The 18584-nt window shown below is 68.4% G+C and carries 18 protein-coding genes; 16 read left to right on the top strand and 2 right to left on the bottom strand.

From position 1 onward, the window contains the following. Positions 1–432: HNH endonuclease (locus tag KIT86_RS15175; protein ID WP_297399798.1), on the top strand; the 432-nt coding region annotated here is incomplete at its 5' end. Between the two features lie 576 nt (positions 433–1008). Here the strand turns inward: KIT86_RS15175 and KIT86_RS15170 are convergent. Beyond that, positions 1009–1404, bottom strand: coding sequence for a helix-turn-helix transcriptional regulator (locus KIT86_RS15170; RefSeq protein ID WP_297399796.1), 396 nt, complete (start codon positions 1402–1404; stop codon positions 1009–1011). 105 nt (positions 1405–1509) lie between these two features. On the opposite strand from KIT86_RS15170, the gene KIT86_RS15165 reads away from it, so the two are divergent. From KIT86_RS15165 to KIT86_RS15115, 11 genes are all read left to right on the top strand, one after another. After that, the gene (locus KIT86_RS15165) at positions 1510–1713 is read left to right on the top strand and encodes a hypothetical protein (RefSeq protein ID WP_297399794.1); all 204 of its coding nucleotides are present in this window, start codon (positions 1510–1512) and stop codon (positions 1711–1713) included. Positions 1714–1842: 129 nt separating this feature from the next. Continuing rightward, the gene (locus tag KIT86_RS15160; RefSeq protein ID WP_297399792.1) at positions 1843–2403 is read left to right on the top strand and encodes a hypothetical protein; all 561 of its coding nucleotides are present in this window, start codon (positions 1843–1845) and stop codon (positions 2401–2403) included. 90 nt (positions 2404–2493) lie between these two features. After that, positions 2494–2862, top strand: a complete 369-nt coding sequence (locus KIT86_RS15155) for a YciI family protein (protein WP_297399789.1) — start codon at positions 2494–2496, stop codon at positions 2860–2862. A gap of 289 nt (positions 2863–3151) precedes the next feature. Continuing rightward, a complete protein-coding gene (gene mutS / locus KIT86_RS15150) occupies positions 3152–5815 on the top strand; it encodes a DNA mismatch repair protein MutS (RefSeq protein WP_297399787.1) in 2664 nt (887 codons plus the stop codon). Then, a complete protein-coding gene (locus tag KIT86_RS15145) occupies positions 5812–6639 on the top strand; it encodes a proteasome-type protease (RefSeq protein ID WP_297399785.1) in 828 nt (275 codons plus the stop codon). Before mutS ends, KIT86_RS15145 begins: the two co-directional genes overlap by 4 nt. 4 nt (positions 6640–6643) lie before the next feature. Continuing rightward, positions 6644–7501: an alpha/beta hydrolase gene (locus KIT86_RS15140; protein WP_297399783.1), complete on the top strand. Its 858-nt coding sequence runs from the start codon at positions 6644–6646 to the stop codon at positions 7499–7501. Between the two features lie 43 nt (positions 7502–7544). Further along, positions 7545–9470 carry a PAS domain S-box protein gene (locus KIT86_RS15135; RefSeq protein ID WP_297399781.1) on the top strand — a complete coding sequence of 642 codons (1926 nt, stop codon included), beginning with the start codon at positions 7545–7547 and terminating at the stop codon, positions 9468–9470. 131 nt (positions 9471–9601) lie between these two features. Next, the gene (locus KIT86_RS15130) at positions 9602–10033 is read left to right on the top strand and encodes a DUF2306 domain-containing protein (protein WP_297399778.1); all 432 of its coding nucleotides are present in this window, start codon (positions 9602–9604) and stop codon (positions 10031–10033) included. 42 nt (positions 10034–10075) lie between these two features. Continuing rightward, positions 10076–10366: a 2TM domain-containing protein gene (locus KIT86_RS15125; RefSeq protein WP_297399776.1), complete on the top strand. Its 291-nt coding sequence runs from the start codon at positions 10076–10078 to the stop codon at positions 10364–10366. Positions 10367–10404: 38 nt separating this feature from the next. Next, complete coding sequence (locus tag KIT86_RS15120) at positions 10405–11445, top strand: sensor histidine kinase (protein WP_297399774.1); 1041 nt, start codon at positions 10405–10407, stop codon at positions 11443–11445. Further along, a complete protein-coding gene (locus tag KIT86_RS15115) occupies positions 11442–12251 on the top strand; it encodes a LytTR family DNA-binding domain-containing protein (RefSeq protein WP_297399771.1) in 810 nt (269 codons plus the stop codon). The genes KIT86_RS15120 and KIT86_RS15115 overlap by 4 nt, the downstream gene beginning before the upstream one ends. Before the next feature lie 12 nt (positions 12252–12263). Here KIT86_RS15115 and hutC read toward each other — a convergent pair whose 3' ends face one another. Further along, a complete protein-coding gene (gene hutC, locus KIT86_RS15110; RefSeq protein ID WP_297399769.1) occupies positions 12264–12980 on the bottom strand; it encodes a histidine utilization repressor in 717 nt (238 codons plus the stop codon). A gap of 143 nt (positions 12981–13123) precedes the next feature. Here hutC and hutU point away from each other — a divergent pair, with 143 nt between their 5' ends. Genes hutU through hutG form a run of 4 tightly spaced genes read left to right on the top strand, consistent with a single transcriptional unit; the run spans position 13124 to position 18572 of the window. Next, positions 13124–14821: a urocanate hydratase gene (gene hutU, locus KIT86_RS15105; protein ID WP_297399767.1), complete on the top strand. Its 1698-nt coding sequence runs from the start codon at positions 13124–13126 to the stop codon at positions 14819–14821. Between the two features lie 26 nt (positions 14822–14847). After that, a complete protein-coding gene (gene hutH / locus KIT86_RS15100; protein WP_297399765.1) occupies positions 14848–16392 on the top strand; it encodes a histidine ammonia-lyase in 1545 nt (514 codons plus the stop codon). A 16-nt stretch (positions 16393–16408) separates the two neighbouring features. After that, the gene (gene hutI, locus KIT86_RS15095; RefSeq protein WP_297399763.1) at positions 16409–17650 is read left to right on the top strand and encodes an imidazolonepropionase; all 1242 of its coding nucleotides are present in this window, start codon (positions 16409–16411) and stop codon (positions 17648–17650) included. After that, the gene (gene hutG, locus KIT86_RS15090; protein ID WP_297399761.1) at positions 17634–18572 is read left to right on the top strand and encodes a formimidoylglutamase; all 939 of its coding nucleotides are present in this window, start codon (positions 17634–17636) and stop codon (positions 18570–18572) included. The genes hutI and hutG overlap by 17 nt, the downstream gene beginning before the upstream one ends. Positions 18573–18584 lie beyond the last annotated feature (12 nt).

Genomic DNA, 18584 nt, shown 5'->3' with positions numbered 1-18584 from the left:
AATCGGGCGGCGTGGGAGAAGCTGCGACAGGAAGTTATGCCGTTCGAGCTTGCGAACTTTGTTGCGGGGCTGGGGCCGACGCTTGGACCGGACGTCGACGCCGGGGCGATTGAAGGGCAGAAAAAGCTCATTTCTCACCTGCGGCACGAACGCAATCCCTCGTTAGCTGACGAAAAGCGTCGATTGGCGATGACAGAGGACGGGTTGGAGTGTGAGGCGTGCGGATCATATTCAGCGCTCAAGTATCCCGGATTAAACGCTGCCATATGGGAAGTCCATCACAAAGTCCCCCTCTCGGAACTGGAGGCACCGACCAAGACGTTCATGAAAGATTTAGCCGTTCTGTGCCCTAGTTGCCATCGCGCCATCCACCGCACCACACCAATGATGAGCGTTGAAGAGTTTGCTGAAAAGTTCTTCTCTCTCGAGTAATGACGCAGCAAATGCGGCTGTGGCCAACGTTTTTAGCCTCATGCCGGAGCGATACATGGGTGGGGCGTCGTTGAGAGGAGTGGCGATTTCGCATCTGACAGCGGTGTGGCGAACGCCCATACAAGGATTCAACCATCGTCATGCCTCCACCAAGCGTCCTGCGGCGAACGTCCGGTCTTCAATGGGTAGCGTGAGCTCAGAATCGGCCTGCTTCGGCAGCTATCGCTGCACAGCCGCCCTTGATGTTTGGAAGGCAGCTTCAGACTGGGTGCGGCCGGTCGGGTCGGGTCGCGCGAATGACAGAGGTCCCCGACACCGGTCATTGACTGATAGGCGGGGCGAGCGAGCGCGATTGGCCGAATGCCGAAGTCTAGCCGTGCCCCATAGTTTGCCAGCAGTTGGGTCTCCGGCAGCGCATGCCGCAACGTCTGCAATGTGGCAAAGATCGCACGCTCGCAACGCAAGTGCGGCCGACTGCACCCGGTCTAAAGCAGTCTCACGGTTCTCTGCCCGATGTCATAGCGAAGAAGGAAAGGCTCCGACTGTGCCTTTCAGCTCTTGCTTCTGCATCGATGGTTAGCGGCTCTTCTGGCGTTTGGCTTCGGTTTCTCTCTTCCGAGGCTTGTGAATCTGGTTGGAAGGCGCAGAAGGAACGGTGCCCTCAGCTAGGAGCGCCATGTACCTCACAGCTTCGATCTGCATCTCATGCGTGCAGCGATCGAAATCATCAAGTACCGCGCGTTGCATTGGCTCCAGGCCCAGTCTTGTTGAGATGCGCTTGCCAGTCAGGAGGTAGCACACGTTCATGCCAACCTCGCCCAGCTTGACGAGCACTTCCGCATCGGGATTGCGTTCGCCACGCTCGTAGTTCCCGATCGAGCGCTTTGAGATACCGACGGCGTCGGCAAGCTCTTGCTGATTCAGTTGGAGCCGACGCCTTTCCTCCAAAAACCGCTCCAAGAAAGTACTCATTTTTGCCACAGCTAGGATATGATGGAATAAACATGTACTCAAAAAGTACTTGTTGTGTATTTTTCCGTTACTCAATGCTAGCCCAGGGAAAGGAGCACTTTGTCCATGTCCACGTTCGCTGTCTCTTCGTCTCGCAAACGCGTGCCCAACGGGGTCAACAGTTCGCGCCCCATTGCGCTGCGTCTCACGCCGTTGGAGCTGGAGCATGTGAAGGAGCGGGCCCGGCTCGAACACCGCTCCATGGCCAGCCTCTGCCGCCTCGCGGTGCTGCGCGAGCTGGGCCTGAGCGATGAAAAGCTGACCTCATGAAGTTCGCCGGATGGGGGGCCCACACGCCATGACGTGGCGCGGCAGGCCCAGACGGCGCCTGTGCAGGCGGCATGGCGTCTGATCCGCCGCGGTGGGCAGGATGCGCGGCAAGCCGTATCCTGCACCACCATGACACAACCTTCTTCTTCCCCCTCTTCCCCTCCTTCGTCTTCCATTTCCAGGCGGCGGCAGATCATCACGGTGATGATGCTGGTGCTCGCGCTGATTGGCGGGGTGGTGCGCTGGCTGGCGCCTCAGCCTTCGCTGGCGCGCGATCTGGGTTCGGTGCTGATGGTGCTGTGGCTGCCGATCATCGGCAACATCATCGGTTGGCTGATCCAGCGGGCGAAGGCGCCGAAGCACCAGCCGCAGGGTTTCGCGGCGGGCACGGTGTTCAGGCCGGACGCCCGGATCGAACTCACCTTGCTCGCGGCAGACACGCCACGGCAGAGCCGGCCGATCCGCGCGGGGTATTTCGACGGGGCGCTGGTGGTGGGCTCCGAGGGGTTCACCACGCGGCTGGCCGTGCCCACCGATGGGGAGCCGGTGCCCGAGGTGCCTTGCACGCTGGAGGTGCAGTTTCTGCGGCCGGAGCTGGCGCTGGCGCAGCTCCAGGGCGGCACGAAGTTCGCGCTGCTGTCGGGCCGCACTTTGCTGGGCACGGGGTATGTGCTGCCGCTGGCGGGATAACGGGGCGGTTTTTGCGGTTCGGTTGTCGATGGCCGGGGGCCCGCTTCGTCGTGAAGGCATGCCCCCGTCACCCCCTCAATGGAGTTGCCCATGAAGTACCTCGGTCTTGCCTACTACAACCCCGCCAAGTTCGCCGCCATGGCGCCCGACGATGTGCAGGCCCTGGTGAGCCAGTGCCCGGCGCTGGACGAGAAGATGCGCGCCACTGGAAAGATGGTGGTATCGGCGTCGCTGGCCGAGCCGAAGGACTGGGTGTCGCTGCGCCCGCGCGGCGGCAAGCCGCAGATCACGGACGGGCCCTACACCGAGGCCAAGGAGATGGTGGGGGGTCTGTTCATCATCGAGGCGGCGACCCGAGACGAAGCGCTGCGCCTGGCTTCCATGCACCCGGCGGCGACCCTGGGTGAAGAGGGTGGCTGGGGCATCGAGTTGATTCCCATGGATTTCTTCCTGGGCTGACGGCGCCGCACTTGTCCCTTCTTTCTGTGCATAAGCTTGTGGATGTCGCTGGAGCAACCTGGCGGCAGCGAGCTCCTGCGGGGCTTGCCGCTGTGTTGCCAAAAAAACGGGCAGTGAGGCTGAGGCTTGTGTCGTAAGACATAAGATATAGCTCGGGCATCGAGCCGCCTTCCCCTCTCACTCCCCGCGCCGTTCACCGTTCCCACTGCCCTTCGCCCGCTGCCACCGAAGCAGCCCGTGCCACGGCACAGTGCGGTGAACTTTTGGCCAGAAATTCACGACGTCATCGATGAAAAAGGATTTTTCCGACAGCCCCGCCACCCCGGCGGACCTGTCGCAGCACACGCCCATGATGCAGCAGTACCTGGGCCTCAAGGCCGGGCACCCGAACACGCTGCTGTTCTACCGCATGGGCGATTTCTACGAGCTGTTTTTCGCGGACGCGGAGAAGGCCGCGCGGCTGCTGGACATCACGCTCACGCAGCGCGGCCAGTCGGCCGGCCAGCCGGTGGTGATGGCCGGTGTGCCCTTCCACTCGGTGGACACGTACCTGGCGCGCCTGATCAAGCTGGGCGAGTCGGTGGCGATCTGCGAGCAGGTGGGCGACGTGGCCACGGCCAAGGGGCCGGTGGAGCGCAAGGTGGTGCGCGTGGTGACGCCGGGCACGCTGACGGACAGCGAGCTGCTGTCGGACAAGTCCGAAGCGGTGTTGATGGCGGTGCACCCGGGCGCGCGCACGGGTTGTGGGCTGGCGTGGATGTCGGTGACGCAAGGCATTGTTTTTCTCGCGCAGTGCGCGAGCGACGAGCTGGCCGACTGGGTGGCGCGTGTCGCCCCAGGCGAGGTGTTGTACAGCGCGGAGGCTACGCCCGCGTTCGAGAAATCGGTGCAGGCGCTGGCCACCCAGAGCGGCAGCCTTGGCGGGCGGCTGGTGGCGGTGTTGCGCCCGGCCTGGGCGTTTGATGCGGCCCTGGGCCAGCGCAAGCTGCTGGAGCAGTTGCAGGCCGCAAGCCTGGCCGCCTGGGACGCGCAGGACATGCCGGACGCGCATGCGGCCGCCGCCGCGCTGCTGAATTACGCCGAGCACACGCAGGGCCGCGCGCTCACGCACGTGAGCAGCCTGCAGGTGGCGCGCAGCGGCGAGCGGATTGATCTGCCGCTCAACACGCGGCGCAATCTGGAGCTGACGCAGACGCTGCGCGGCGAGCCGAGCCCCACGCTGTTTTCGCTGCTGGACGTGTGCTGCACGGGCATGGGCAGCCGGGCGCTGCGCAGCTGGCTGCTGGAGCCCCGGCGCGATCGCAGCGAGGCGCGCGCACGCCTGGCCGCCATCGACACGCTGCGCGGGGGCCTGTGGCAGTCGTTGCGGCAGTCGCTCAAGGGCGCGAGCGATGTGGAGCGCATCACGGCGCGCACGGCGCTGCGCCAGGTGAAGCCGCGCGAGCTGGTGGGCCTGGGGCAGACGCTGGAGCGCGCGCGGCAACTGGCGGCGCAGCTGGGGCCGCAGGCGGCGGGTGGTCTGCTGCACGGCATTGCGGCGCACCTCACGCCGCCCGAGGGCTGCGCCGAGCTGCTGCGAGACGCCTTGCTGCCCGAGCCGGCGGCGCTGGTGCGCGACGGCGGGGTGATTGCCGACGGCTTCGATGCCGAACTCGATGAGCTGCGCGGCATCCAGAACCACAGCGATGCGTTCCTGATCGAGCTGGAGCAGCGCGAGCGCGCGCGCACCGGCATCGCCAACCTGCGCGTGCAGTTCAACAAGGTGCACGGCTTCTACATCGAGGTCACGCAGGGCCAGGCCTCCAAGGTGCCGGACGATTACCGCCGCCGCCAGACGCTGAAAAATGCCGAGCGGTTCATCACGCCCGAGCTCAAGGCTTTTGAAGACAAGGCGCTGTCGGCGCAAGACCGCGCGCTGGCGCGCGAGAAGTGGCTGTACGAGCACCTGCTGGACGAGCTGCAGGCCTACGTGCCTGCGCTCACGCAGCTGGCGCGCGCCATGGCGGCGCTGGACGCGCTGTGCGCGCTGACCGAGCGCGCGCTCACGCAGAACTGGTGTGCGCCGCAGTTCGTGCCGGAGCCGTGCATCGACATCCGCGGCGGCCGCCACCCGGTGGTGGAGGCACGGCTCAACGAGAGTTCGGGCGGCAGCTTCATCGCCAACGACACGGTGATGGGCCCCAAGCAGCGCATGCAGGTGATCACCGGCCCGAACATGGGCGGCAAGAGCACGTACATGCGGCAGGTGGCGGTGATCGTGCTGCTGGCCAGCATGGGCAGCCATGTGCCGGCCACGTCGTGCCGGCTGGGCCCGATCGATGCGATCCACACCCGCATCGGCGCGGCCGACGACCTGGCCAATGCGCAGTCGACCTTCATGGTCGAGATGACCGAGGCGGCGCAGATTCTCCATGCGGCCACGCCCGAGAGCCTGGTGCTGATGGACGAGATCGGCCGGGGCACGTCCACGTTCGACGGCCTGGCGCTGGCCGGCGGCATTGCCACGCACCTGCACGACAAGTCGCGCGCGTACACGCTGTTTGCCACGCACTATTTCGAGCTGACGGAGTTCCCGGCGAGCCACCACGCGGCGGTGAATGTGCACGTGAGCGCGGTGGAGTCGGGCGGCAAGGGCGGCGGGGGCATCGTGTTCCTGCACCAGATCGAGCCGGGCCCGGCCAGCCGCAGCTACGGCATCCAGGTGGCGCGGCTGGCGGGCGTGCCGGCGGGGGTGGTGCAGCATGCGCGCCACGCCCTGGCCGCTCTGGAGGCCCAGAGCGAAGAAAGCCGCAGCCAGGTGGACCTGTTCGCGCCGCCACCTGCCACACTGGAGCCTGAAGCGCACCCGCTGCAGGCGGCACTGGCGCAGATCGACCCCGACACCCTGAGCCCGCGCGAGGCGCTGGAACAGCTGTACGCCCTCAAGAAACTCGCTACCTCTTCTTCATCATGACTTACTGCGTCGCCGTCAAACTCAACGCGGGCATGGTCTTCCTCTCGGACTCGCGCACCAACGCGGGCCTGGACCAGATCAGCACCTTCCGCAAGATGATCGTCTATGAAAAGCCGGGCGAGCGCTTCATGTGCCTGCTGTCGGCGGGCAACCTGAGCATTTCGCAGTCGGTGCGCGAGATCCTCCAGGTGGAGCAACTCACAGACCCGGATGGGGGTGAACCCGTCACGATCTGGAACGCCAAGAGCATGTTCGATGCGGCTCGCGTGCTGGGCTCGGCGGTGCGCCATGTGTACGAGCGCGACGGCGATGCACTGCAGCGCGCGGGGGTGGATTTCAACGCGTCGATGATTTTCGGCGGCCAGGTGCGCGGCGAGGGCATGCGCCTGTTCCAGGTGTATTCGGCGGGCAACTTCATCGAGGCCACGGCGGAGACCCCGTTTTTCCAGATCGGCGAGTCCAAGTACGGCAAGCCGGTGCTGGACCGCGTGATTGGGCCCGAGACGCCGCTGGACGAGGCGGCCAAGTGCGTGCTGGTGTCGATGGATTCCACGCTGAAGTCCAACCTGTCGGTGGGCCTGCCGCTGGATCTGGCGGTGTACGAGGCCAACATGCTGCAGTCGGACAAGATCACCTGCATCGACAACGACAACCCCTACTTCCGCATGCTGCACAAGACCTGGGGCCAGAAGCTGCGCGAGGTGTTCGACGAGATCGAGGACCCGACCTGGGACGACGCCCACACCGAGGTGCCGCTGCTGAGCGACAACGTGCGCAATGCGCCGCTCAAGAAGATCACCAACAGCCAGGAAAAGCTGATCTGAAGGCATGTCGCTGATCGTTTTCTCCCACGCCAACAGTTTCCCTGCCAGCACGTACGGGGTGCTGTTCAAGTCGCTGCGCGCGCGCGGCCACACGGTGCGCGCGGTGGACCGCTTCGGCCATGAGCCGCAGTACCCGGTGACGAGCAACTGGCCCCACCTGGTGCAGCAGCTGGCGGATTTCGCCGCTCCCGAGGTCGAGCGCCACGGCCAGGGCGCCTGGCTGGTGGGCCACTCGCTGGGCGGTTTCCTGAGCCTGATGTGCGCGGCGCGCCACCCCCGCCTGGGCGGGCACGCGGTGCGCGGCGTGGTGCTGATCGATTCGCCAGTGCTTGGCGGCTGGCGCGCGCGCACGCTCGAACTGATCAAGCGCACGCAGTTGGTGGGCTCGGTCTCGCCCGGCAAGGTGAGCCGGCGCCGGCGCCACAGCTGGCCCGATGCGCAGACCGCGCACGCCCACTTCAGCAGCAAGAAGGCGTTTGCCCGGTGGGACCCGAATGTGCTGCGCGACTACATCCAGCACGGCACGCGCGACGCGGCCGACGCGCAGGGCCGGCCGCACCGCGTGCTGGCGTTCGATCGCGAGGTGGAGACCGCGATCTACAACACCCTGCCCCACAACCTGGACCGCCTGCTGCGCCGCCACCCGCTGCAATGCCCGGTGGGCTTCATCGGCGGCACCGACTCGCAGGAAATGAAGCAGGTGGGCATGGCGATGACGCTGCGCCTGGTGGGCAAGGCGCACCCGGAGCGGCTGCGCATCCTGGAGGGCAGCCACCTGTTTCCGATGGAAAGGCCGCTGGAGACGGCCGCGGCCATCGATGACATGCTTCACGCCCTGGCGCCCGCCAGAAAGCCATCCTGAGGCAGACCGGTGTAAGCTGGGCCACCCCACCGACCTTGCGCCCATGACGCCACCCCCGTCCTCCACGAGCCCGCTGCAAACGCTCTGGCAGCGCGTGGTGAACTGGCAGCCCGGGGAACACAGCATCTGGCTTCGCTGCGCGGTGGCCGTGGCGCTCACCTTTGCAGCCGTGTGGCTGCGCATGGCGCTGGCGCCGGCCGAGTCGGGCGGGCGCTTCATCACGCTCTCTCTGGCAACCGCGCTGGCCGCGTTGTACGGCGGTCTCCTCCCGGGCCTGCTGAGCGCGCTGCTGGGGGCGGCGCTGATCAACTACCTGATGATCAAGCCCTACTGGAGCCTGGCGATCGAGAACCCGAGCGAGGCCTTCTGGCTCAACCTCTGGCATCTGCTGGCGCAGCTGGTGGTGGTGGGCGCGATCACGATGATGCAGCGCCGCAACCAGCGTTTCCAGGAGGCCACCGAGCAACTCCAGCAAAGCAAGCGGCAACTGGAGGACACCTTCGAGCAGAGCGCCACCGGCATGGCGCACAACCACCTGGACGGCCGCTGGATCCGCCTGAACCAGACCTACTGCGACATGATGGGCTACACGAAGGAGGAGATGCTGAAGCGGCATTTCCGCGACTTCACCCACCCCGACGACCTGGAGCTGGACATGAGCCAGCTCCGGCGCGCGCTGGCCGGCGAGATCAACCACTACAGCTTCGAGAAGCGCTACATCCACCGGCGGGGCCACGTGATCTGGGCGCACGTCACGATCTCGCTGGTGCGCAAGGCATCGGGCGAGCCCGACTACCTGATCGCGGTGGTGCAGGACATCAGCGCGCGCATGGCGATCGAGGAGGCGCTTCGCACGAGCGAGGATCTGCTGCGCCAGGCCCATGCGCTGGCGGGGCTGGCCAGTTGGCGCGCCGACCTCGTCACGGGGCGCTTCGTGACACTGGCGGGTTCGCACAAGATCCTGGGCCTGCCCTCGGCGGATTTCAGCGCGCAGGAGATGATCGCGCTGACGCACCCGGACGATTTTCCGAGGGCACTGCAGCTGTGGAAACTCGCGCTGCAGGGCAAGGCCGATTACCACCTTGAATACCGGCTGCTGTTCGGTGGCGAGGAGCATTGGTTTCTGGTGCAGGCCGAGTTCAAGCGCGACGCGCAGGGGCGCGCGGTCACCGCGCTCGGCGTGATCCAGGACGTGAGCAAGCGCAAGCGCGCCGAGCTGGAGATCCAGCAGCTCAACGCTTCGCTGGAGCAGCGCATCCACCAGCGCACCGAGGCCCTGAAGGCCGCCTACAACGAGCTGGAGAGCTATTCGTATGCGGTGGCGCACGATCTGCGCTCGCCGCTGCGCATCATCAACGGCTTCGCGCAGGCCCTGCAAGAAGACAACCCTGGCATGAGCAGCGACAGCCAGGGGCACCTGCAGCGCATCACGGCGGCAAGCAAGAAGATGGGCGAGCTGATCGACGGCCTGCTCACGCTGTCGCAGTTCGCGCGCGGCGAGCTGCAGCGCCAGCCGGTGCACCTGAGCGCCATCGCCAGCCGTTTGCTGGAGGAGTTCGCGGGCGCCGAGCCGCAGCGCCGGGTGCGCTGGCAGATCGAGCCCGGCCTGCATGTGATGGCAGACCCGGCGCTGGTGGAGGCGCTGATGCAGAACCTGCTGCACAACGCCTGGAAGTACACGGCAAACACGGCGGAGGCGGTCATCCGCGTGGAGGGCACCTACGAGCACGGCCAGCAGCGCTTTCGCGTGATCGACAACGGCGCGGGCTTCGACATGGCGCGCGCGGCCAAGCTGTTCCAGCCTTTCCAGCGGCTGCACATGCCGCACGAGTTCAGCGGCCTGGGGATCGGCCTGGCCACCGCGCTGCGCATCGTGCAGCGCCATGGCGGTGAGCTCAAGGCCAGCGCGGAACCCGGCCGGGGCGCCACCTTCAGCTTCACGCTGAGCGCCAGGCCCCTGGCGGGCTGAGTTCGTCCGCCTGCATTTCACGCCGCGCTGGCGGCGTTTCGCCTCGCACCCGGGCGCTTCGGTCGCAAGCCGCTGGCACCGCGCGCGCCTCCTCGGCACAGTGCGCTCCATCCCCACCGACGGAGCCCACCATGCAACTCACTCCCCTGATCGCCGTCCACATGACCGCCGCCATCGCAGCCGTGGTGCTGGGCCCGGTGGCGCTGTGGGCGCGGCGCGGACACGCCGCGCGCCAGCCACACCACCAGCGCCCGCGCCTGCACCGCGCCATCGGCTATGCCTGGGTCACGCTGATGCTGGTCACCGCGATCTCGGCCATCTTCATCCGCGATTTCAAGTTGCCCAACGTGGCGGGCTACACACCGGTTCACCTGCTGGTGCCCATCGTGTTCGGCAGCCTGTTCCTGGCGTTCCGCGCGCTGCTGCGCGGCCAGGTGAACACGCACCGGCGCGTGATGGTGGGGCTGTACGTGAGCGCCTGCCTGGTGGCCGGTGCCTTCACCCTGCTGCCCAACCGCTACCTGGGCGGCCTGGTCTGGAGCCAGTGGCTGGGCCTGGCCTGAACCCCGTTTTTCCCGTCTTCTCTTTTTTCAATGGAGCACACCATGAACCTCTCGAACCCCGAACTCAACGACCTGGACCGCCTGGCACGCCGCCGCGCGGGCGCGCGCATGGGCTGGTACGTGCACGCACTGGTGTTCCTCTCGGTCAACAGCGTGCTGGCCCTGCTCTCGATCTCCAGCGGCCGCCACTGGGCGATCTACCCCGCATTGGGCTGGGGCCTGGGCCTGCTGATCCATGGCCTGGTGGTGTGGCTCGTGCTGGGTGGCGGTGGGCTGCAGCAGCGCCTGGTGGAGCAGGAGCGCGAGCGGCTCCAGCGGGAACACGGCCGGTGAATCCCCTGGCTGCGGCGGGCATGCGGGATACTGCGGGCATGCCGCCGTTCAAGACCCGCATCGCCGCCCGCCGCGCCCTCGTGGTGGTGGTGGTCAACACCGTGATCGCGTTGATCATCACGGCGGTCAACGGCGACGCCTTCGGGGTCAACCTGGTGTACTCGCAGTGCATCGGGCTGGGCATCTGGGCGATGATCGACGGCGGCCGCCACGTGCTGAGCCCCGACGGCTGGCCCGGCGTCTGGCGCATGGCCTTGCTGGTGGTGGTGGCGGTGCTGACGTCTTATGTGGGTGGCAGTGTGTTGGCGAACCTGCTGCTGGGCCGCGAGCTGTTCGCGAGCCTGAGCAACGTGCCCCGCGCCACGCTGGGCTTTGTGCTGATGTCGCTGGCCGCGGGGGGCTTCGGCGCCTATTACTTCACCAGCCGCGCCATGCTGGCGCATGCGCGCCTCGCGCAGGAAGAGGCGCAGCGCCAGGCCAGCGAAGCGCGCCTGCGCCTGCTCGAATCGCAACTGGAGCCGCACATGCTGTTCAACACGCTGGCCAACCTGCGCGTGCTCATCGGCGCCGACCCGGTGCGCGCCACGGCCATGCTGGACCGGCTCAACGATTTCCTGCGCGCCACGCTGACGGCCTCGCGCACCGAGGCCAGCGCCGGGCGCCACACGCTGGCGCAGGAGTTCGCCCGGCTGCGCGATTACCTGGAGCTCATGGCCGTGCGCATGGGCCCGCGCCTGCGCTACACGCTGGAGCTGCCTGAGCCGCTTGCCTCGCAACCGGTGCCGCCCCTGCTGCTGCAGCCGCTGGTGGAGAACTGCATCCGCCACGGCCTGGAGCCCAGCCTGCAAGGGGGCGAGATCCGCGTGAGCGCGCGCCACGAGGGCGATCAGCTGGTGCTGGAAGTCAGCGACACGGGTGTGGGCAGCGAGCCCTCGCCCACGCCGGGCTTCGGGCTTTCCCAGGTGCGCGAGCGGCTGGCCACGGCCTACCCGCAGCGCGCCCACATGGACTGGCAGGGACAGCCTGGCGGCGGCACGCGCGCGCGGCTCACCCTGCCCTTGCAAACCTCCCCGACATGAACGCCACCGCCCTGATCGCCGAAGACGAACCCCTGCTGGCCCAGGCCCTGCAGGCCGAACTCGCCCGCGCCTGGCCGGCGCTTCAGGTGCTGGCCACCGTGGGCGATGGCGAAGCCGCCGTGGCGCACGCGCTGCGCCTGCGGCCCGATGTGCTGTTCCTCGACATCCGCATGCCCGGCCAGACCGGCCTGCAGGCCGCCGCCGAGCTGGCCGACGAGTGGCCCGAGGGTGTGCCGTTTCCCGCGCTGGTGTTCGTGACCGCCTACGACGCCTACGCGGTGCAGGCCTTCGAGACGCAGGCGGTGGACTACGTGCTCAAGCCCGTGCAGCCCGAGCGCCTGGCGCGCACCGTGCAGCGCGTGCAGCAGGTGCTCGCGCAGCGCCAGCCCGCCAGCGGCCACGGTGGCGGCGTCGCGTTCGACGAAGTCACCCTCGCACGACTGCGCGCCCTGCTCGCCGGTGCCGAGACCTCGCCGTCGCCGCGGCTGCAGGTGATCTCGGCCAGCGTGGGCCAGGGCATCCGCATGGTGCCCATCGGCGAGGTGCTGGTGTTCGAGGCGGCCGACAAGTACGTGCGCGTGCTCACGGCGAAGACCGAGGTGTTGATCCGCACGCCGCTCAAGGAGTTGCTGCCGCAGCTGGACCCGGCGATGTTCTGGCAGGTGCACCGGGGCACGGTGGTGCGCGCCGATGCCATCGACAGCGTGCAGCGAGACGAAGCCGGCAAGCACAGCCTGCGCCTGCGCGGGCGCCCCGAGAACTGGCCGGTCAGCCGGCTCTACGCGGGGCAGTTCAAGGCCATGTGAGGCCGAGGGTGCTCAGAAGCTGCCGGTGAACTGGTAGCGCGATGCGGGGTGCCACATCGCAGCGACCGAGGCCACCTGCCCCTGCGATTGCGTCTGCCGGTGCAACACCAGGCAAGGGTCCCCCGGCGCCATGTACAGCATCTCGGCCACCTCGGGCGGTGGCACGCGGGCCTCGATCACGAAGTGCACACCTTGCAGCGGCGCCACGCGCATGAGGTAGGCGTTGGGCGTCTGGCTGGTGAAGTCCTGCGCCATGTAGTCGGGCGCGACCCGGGGGTTGACCCAGCGGTCCTCGACCTGGATCGGCTCGTCGTTCTCGAAATGCACCACCACCGAGTGGAACAGCGGCTGATCGGGCTTGAGCCCGAAGCGGCGCGCCAGCGCTTCGCCCGCCTTGGCGCGCTCGAGCCGGTGCAGCTCGCTGCGGTGGACGTGGCCGCGCGCGGTGATCTCGTCGGCAATGTTGCGGATCGCCACCAGCGTGGCCTGGTACTTCTGCTGCGCCACATACGTGCCCGAGCCCTGCACGCGCTCCACGATCTGCTCGTCGCTGAGCTCGCGGATGGCGCGGTTCACCGTCATGCGCGAGACGCCGAACTCTCGCGCCAGCGCTTCTTCGGCCGGGATGGCATCGCCCTCGCGCCACACCCCCGCCTGGATCTGCGAGAGCACGTGCTGTTTCACCCGCAGGTAGGCGGGCGTGCGTTCGGCAGGGGGCGTGGGAGCCATAGGGTTTCTACCAGGGGTCGAACCGCTGAAGTGGTCTTGACAGCATAGATTATGGGCAGATAAAGTTGTATATACATATTATAGACGTATCGGTCGAATATGTACAACAGCACCCAACGCCATCCGCCTGAAGGAACCTGCCTGTGACCACCGCCGTCGACCCCCGTCTGGACCCCACCCGCGTGATCCGCGCGCCGCGCGGGACCACGCTGAACTGCAAGAACTGGGTGGCCGAAGCCGCCTACCGCATGATCCAGAACAACCTCGACCCCGAGGTGGCGGAGAACCCGCAACACCTGGTGGTCTACGGCGGCATAGGCCGGGCGGCGCGCGACTGGGCCTGCTTCGACCAGATCCTGGCCTCGCTCAAGGCGCTGGGGGACGACGAAACCCTGCTGGTGCAATCGGGCAAGCCGGTGGGCGTGTTCAAGACCCACGCCAGCGTGCCGCGCGTGCTGCTTGCCAACAGCAACCTGGTGCCCAAGTGGGCGAACTGGGAGCACTTCAACGAGCTGGACCGCCAGGGCCTGTTCATGTACGGACAGATGACGGCGGGCTCGTGGATCTACATCGGCAGCCAGGGCATCGTGCAGGGCACATTCGAGACCTTTGTCGAGGCGGGCCGCCAGCACTACGGCAACGACCTGGCCGGCCGCTGGATCCTCACGGCCGGCCTGGGCGGCATGGGTGGCGCGCAGCCCCTGGCGGCCACGCTGGCTGGCGCCTGCTCGCTCAACATCGAGTGCCAGCAGAGCAGCATCGACTTTCGCCTGCGCACGCGCTACGTGGACAAGCAGGCCAGCGACATCGACGACGCGCTGGCGCTGATCCGGCACCACACGGCGCGCAAGGAGGCCGTCTCGATCGCGCTGCTGGGCAACGCGGCCGAGGTGTTGCCCGAACTGGTCAGGCGCGCCAGGGCCGGCGGCCCCCGGCCCGACCTGGTGACGGACCAGACCTCGGCCCACGACCTGATCAACGGCTACCTGCCCGCGGGCTGGAGCGTGACGCAGTGGAAGACCGCGCAGCGCGACCCGGCGCAGCACGCGCGGCTGGTGGACGCCGCCGCGAAAAGCTGTGCGACGCACGTGCAGGCCATGCTCGATTTCCACGCGATGGGCATTCCCACGGTGGACTACGGCAACAACATCCGCCAGGTGGCCCTGGACCAGGGCGTGGCCAATGCCTTCGACTTCCCCGGCTTCGTGCCGGCCTACATCCGCCCGCTGTTCTGCGAGGGCAAAGGCCCGTTCCGCTGGGTGGCGCTCTCCGGCGACCCGCAGGACATCCACAAGACCGACGCCAAGATCAAGGCGCTGTTTCCGCACAACCATCACACCCACCGCTGGCTGGACATGGCGCGCGAGCGCATCGCGTTCCAGGGGCTTCCGGCACGCATCTGCTGGCTGGGCCTGGGCGAACGCCACATCGCGGGCCTGGCGTTCAACGAGATGGTGCGCTCGGGCGAACTCAAGGCCCCGATCGTGATCGGCCGCGACCACCTGGACACCGGCTCGGTGGCCAGCCCCAACCGGGAGACCGAAGGGATGCGCGATGGCACCGACGCGGTGAGCGACTGGCCGCTGCTCAACGCCCTGCTCAACACCGCCGGGGGCGCGAGCTGGGTCAGCCTGCACCACGGCGGCGGGGTGGGCATGGGTTACTCGCAGCACGCGGGCATGGTGATCGTGGCCGACGGCAGCGACGCGGCGGCCGAGCGCCTGGCTCGCGTGTTGGTGAACGACTGCGGCTCGGGCGTGATGCGCCATGCCGACGCGGGCTACGAGCTGGCCATCGCCACCGCGAAGAAGCACGGCCTGAAACTGCCGATGGTGGCCTGACCCCCGGCGCGAGACACTCCTCCCCCATGAGCTTTTCCACCCTGACCCTCCAACCCGGCCAGATGGCCCTGAGCGACCTGCGCGCCGTCTGGCAGCAGGCCCTGCACATTCAACTCGCGCCCGAGGCGCAGGCCGGCATCGCCGCCTCAGCCGCGGCGATCCACGCGATCGTGCGCCAGGGCGACGCGGCCTACGGCATCAACACCGGTTTCGGCAAGCTGGCGCGCACCCGCATCCCGGACGAGCAGCTCGAGACCCTGCAGCGCAACCTGATCCTGTCGCACGCGGTGGGCACCGGCGAGCCCATGAGCGAGGCCACGGTGCGCCTGGTGGTGCTGATGAAGGCCGCCAGCCTCGCGCGCGGCCACTCGGGCGTTCGGCCGGTCGTGATCGACACCTTGCTGGCCCTGCTGAACGCCGGCATTTCGCCGCTGATCCCGGTCAAGGGATCGGTGGGCGCCTCGGGCGACCTCGCCCCGCTCTCGCACATGACGCTGGCGCTGATGGGCGAAGGCGATGTGTGGGTGCGCGGTCAGCGCGTGCCAGCGGCCAGCGCCTTGAAGGACGCCGGCATCGCGCCCCTGGTGCTCGCGGCCAAGGAAGGCCTGGCCCTGATCAACGGCACCCAGGTGTCCACCGCGCTGGCGCTGCACGGCCTCTTCATGGCCGAGCGGCTGCTGGAGGCCGGCACCGTGATCGGCGCGCTGTGCGTGGACGCCGCCAAGGGCAGCGACGCGCCGTTCGACCCCCGCATCCACACGGCGCGCGGCCAGCCCGGCCAGATCGCCGTGGCGGCGGCCACGCGCGCGCTGCTGGCGGGCAGCCAGATCCGGCTCTCGCACCTGGACAACGACGAGCGCGTGCAGGACCCCTACAGCCTGCGCTGCCAGCCCCAGGTGATGGGCGCCTGCCGCGACCTGATCGCCAACGCCGCGCGCACGCTGCTGATCGAAGCCAATGCGGTGACCGACAACCCGCTGGTGTTCGTCGACACCAACGAGGTGATCTCGGGCGGCAACTTCCACGCCGAGCCGGTGGCCTTCGCGGCCGACACGCTGGCGCTGGCCATCGCCGAGATCGGCGCCATCTCGGAGCGGCGCATCGCGCTGCTGATCGACAGCACGCTCTCGGGCCTGCCGCCCTTCCTGGTGGACAACCCGGGCCTGAACTCGGGCTTCATGATCGCGCACGTGACCGCCGCCGCGCTGGCCTCGGAAAACAAGTCGCACGCCCACCCGGCCAGCGTGGACAGCCTGCCCACCAGCGCCAACCAGGAAGACCACGTGAGCATGGCCACCTTCGCCGGGCGCCGGCTCGACGAGATGGCCCGCAACACGGCGACCATCCTCGGCATCGAATGGCTGGCCGCCGCGCAAGGGGTGGACTTCCACCGCCCGCTGGTCACCAGCCCGCGCCTGGCGCGCACCCACGCCGCACTGCGCGAGCGCGTGCCCTTCTATGCGCGAGACCGCCTGTTCGCCCCCGACATCGAGGCCGCGCTGCAGCTGGTGCTGCAAGGCCAGGCCGGTGCCGGGCAAGAGGATCTGTGTGCCGCCATCTGGGCGTCCTGACCAGGCCCGCGCCGCCATGAGCCCCCTCACCCTCTGGCACAACACCCGGCTGGCCACGCTGGACCCGGCCAGGGGATGTGATGGCTGGGGTCTGATCGACGGGGGCGCCCTGCTCACCGAGGGCGGGCGCATCGCCTGGGTGGGCGCCCTGGCAGACCTGCCCGCGCAGGCCCGGCCTGCGCTCGAGGTGGACCTGGGCGGTGCGCTCCTCACCCCGGGGCTGGTGGACTGCCACACCCACCTGGTGTATGGCGGGCAGCGCGCCGCCGAGTTCGAGCAGCGCTTGCAGGGCGTGAGTTACGAAGCGATCGCACGCGCCGGTGGCGGCATCCGCGCCAGCGTGGCGGCCACCCGCGCCGCGAGCGACGCGCAATTGCTGGCCAGCGCCCGGCAGCGCGCGCTGTGCCTCATGGCCGAGGGTGTGACAACGCTGGAGATCAAGTCCGGCTACGGCCTTTCGCTCCAGGCCGAGGCGCGCTGCCTGCGCGTGGCGCGGCAGCTCGCTGCCGAACTGCCGCTGAGCGTGCGCACCACCTTCCTGGGCGCCCATGCCGTGCCGCCCGAATTCGAGGGCGAGCCCGACCGGTACATCGATGCCGTCTGCGCGTGGCTGCCCGAGCTGCACGCGCAGGGCCTGGTGGATGCGGTAGACGCCTTCTGCGAACGCATCGGCTTTTCGCCGGCGCAGACCCGCCGCGTCTTCGACACGGCGGCCGGCCTGGGGCTGCCGGTGAAGCTGCACGCCGAGCAACTGTCCGACCAGGGCGGTGCCGCGCTCGCGGCCGCCTATGGGGCGCTCTCGTGCGACCACCTCGAACACCTGAGCGCCGAAGGCATCGCGGCGATGCAGGCGGCCGGTTCCGTGGCCGTGCTGCTGCCCGGCGCCTACTATTTCCTGCGCGAAACCCAGCTGCCTCCCATCGCGGCCCTGCGCGCGGCCGGCGTGCCCATGGCCGTGTCCACCGACCACAACCCCGGCACCTCGCCGGGCCTGTCGCTGCTGCTCATGGCGAGCATGGCCTGCACCTTGTTCCGGCTCACGCCGCTCGAAGCGGTGCAGGGCATCACGGTGCATGCGGCGCGCGCCCTGGGCCTGGCCGACCGGGGCCGGCTCGCGCCCGACCAGCGCGCCGACTTCGTGGCCTGGCACCTCGAACACCCCAACGAACTGGCCTACTGGTTTGGCCGCAACCCCTGCCACCGCGTGGTGGTGAATGGACAGGAAAGGAGGTCCCATGGACATGACACCCCCCTTTGAGTGGAGCGGCCGCGTGGACGCCGAGGAGACCGGCGTCACCACCCGTTGGCACCAGCATGTGCGCCACGTCACCACCCAGTCCGCCGGCGGCGTCACGCTGATCGGCTTCGCGGTGGACGAAGGCGTGCGCCGCAACGGCGGGCGCGCCGGCGCGGCACGCGGCCCCGTCTCGCTGCGCCACGCGCTGTGCAATCTGCCGGTGATGGGTGAGCCTGTGGTGTGGGACGCGGGCGATGTGACCTGCGAGAACCGCGGCCTCGAAGGGGCCCAGAGAAGCCTGGGCGCCTACGTGGCCTATGCCCTCCAGCGCCGCAGCATGCCGCTGGTGCTGGGCGGCGGTCATGAGATGGCCTGGGGCACCTTCCAGGGCATCGTGAAGGTGCATCGCAACGCGAGCCGCCTGCTGGTGGTGAACCTGGACGCGCACTTCGACCTGCGCACGGCAGCGCAGGCCAACTCGGGCACGCCTTTTCGCCAGATGCACGACTGGTGCGTGCAGCACAAGCAAACGTTCAACTACCGGGCACTGGGCATCAGCCGCTTCGCCAACACCCAGGCCCTGTTCGACCGGGCCGGGCAGATCGGCGTGCGCTACTGGCTGGACGAACACTTGCAGGACGCAGGCGGCCTGCAGGACGCGCAGCAGGCCCTGGCCGTGGACCTGGCCGATTGCGATGCGGTGTACCTCACGGTGTGCCTGGATGTGCTGCCCGGGGCACAGGCCCCGGGGGTCTCAGCGCCCGCCATGCTGGGGGTGCCGCTGGCCCACGTGGAGCGGCTGATCGATCAGGTGATGGCCTCGGGCCGCGTGGTGGCGGCCGACATCGCCGAACTCTGCCCGGTGCTCGACCGCGACTGCATCACCTCGCGCCTGGCGGCGCGGCTGGCTGCGCGCATCGCCCGCGGCGCGGGCGCGGTCTGATCACACGCCGGA

This window comes from Hydrogenophaga sp. (assembly GCF_026125825.1).
Taxonomy (GTDB): Bacteria; Pseudomonadota; Gammaproteobacteria; order Burkholderiales; family Burkholderiaceae_C; genus Hydrogenophaga.
This window is presented reverse-complemented; position numbering and strand designations above follow the sequence as displayed.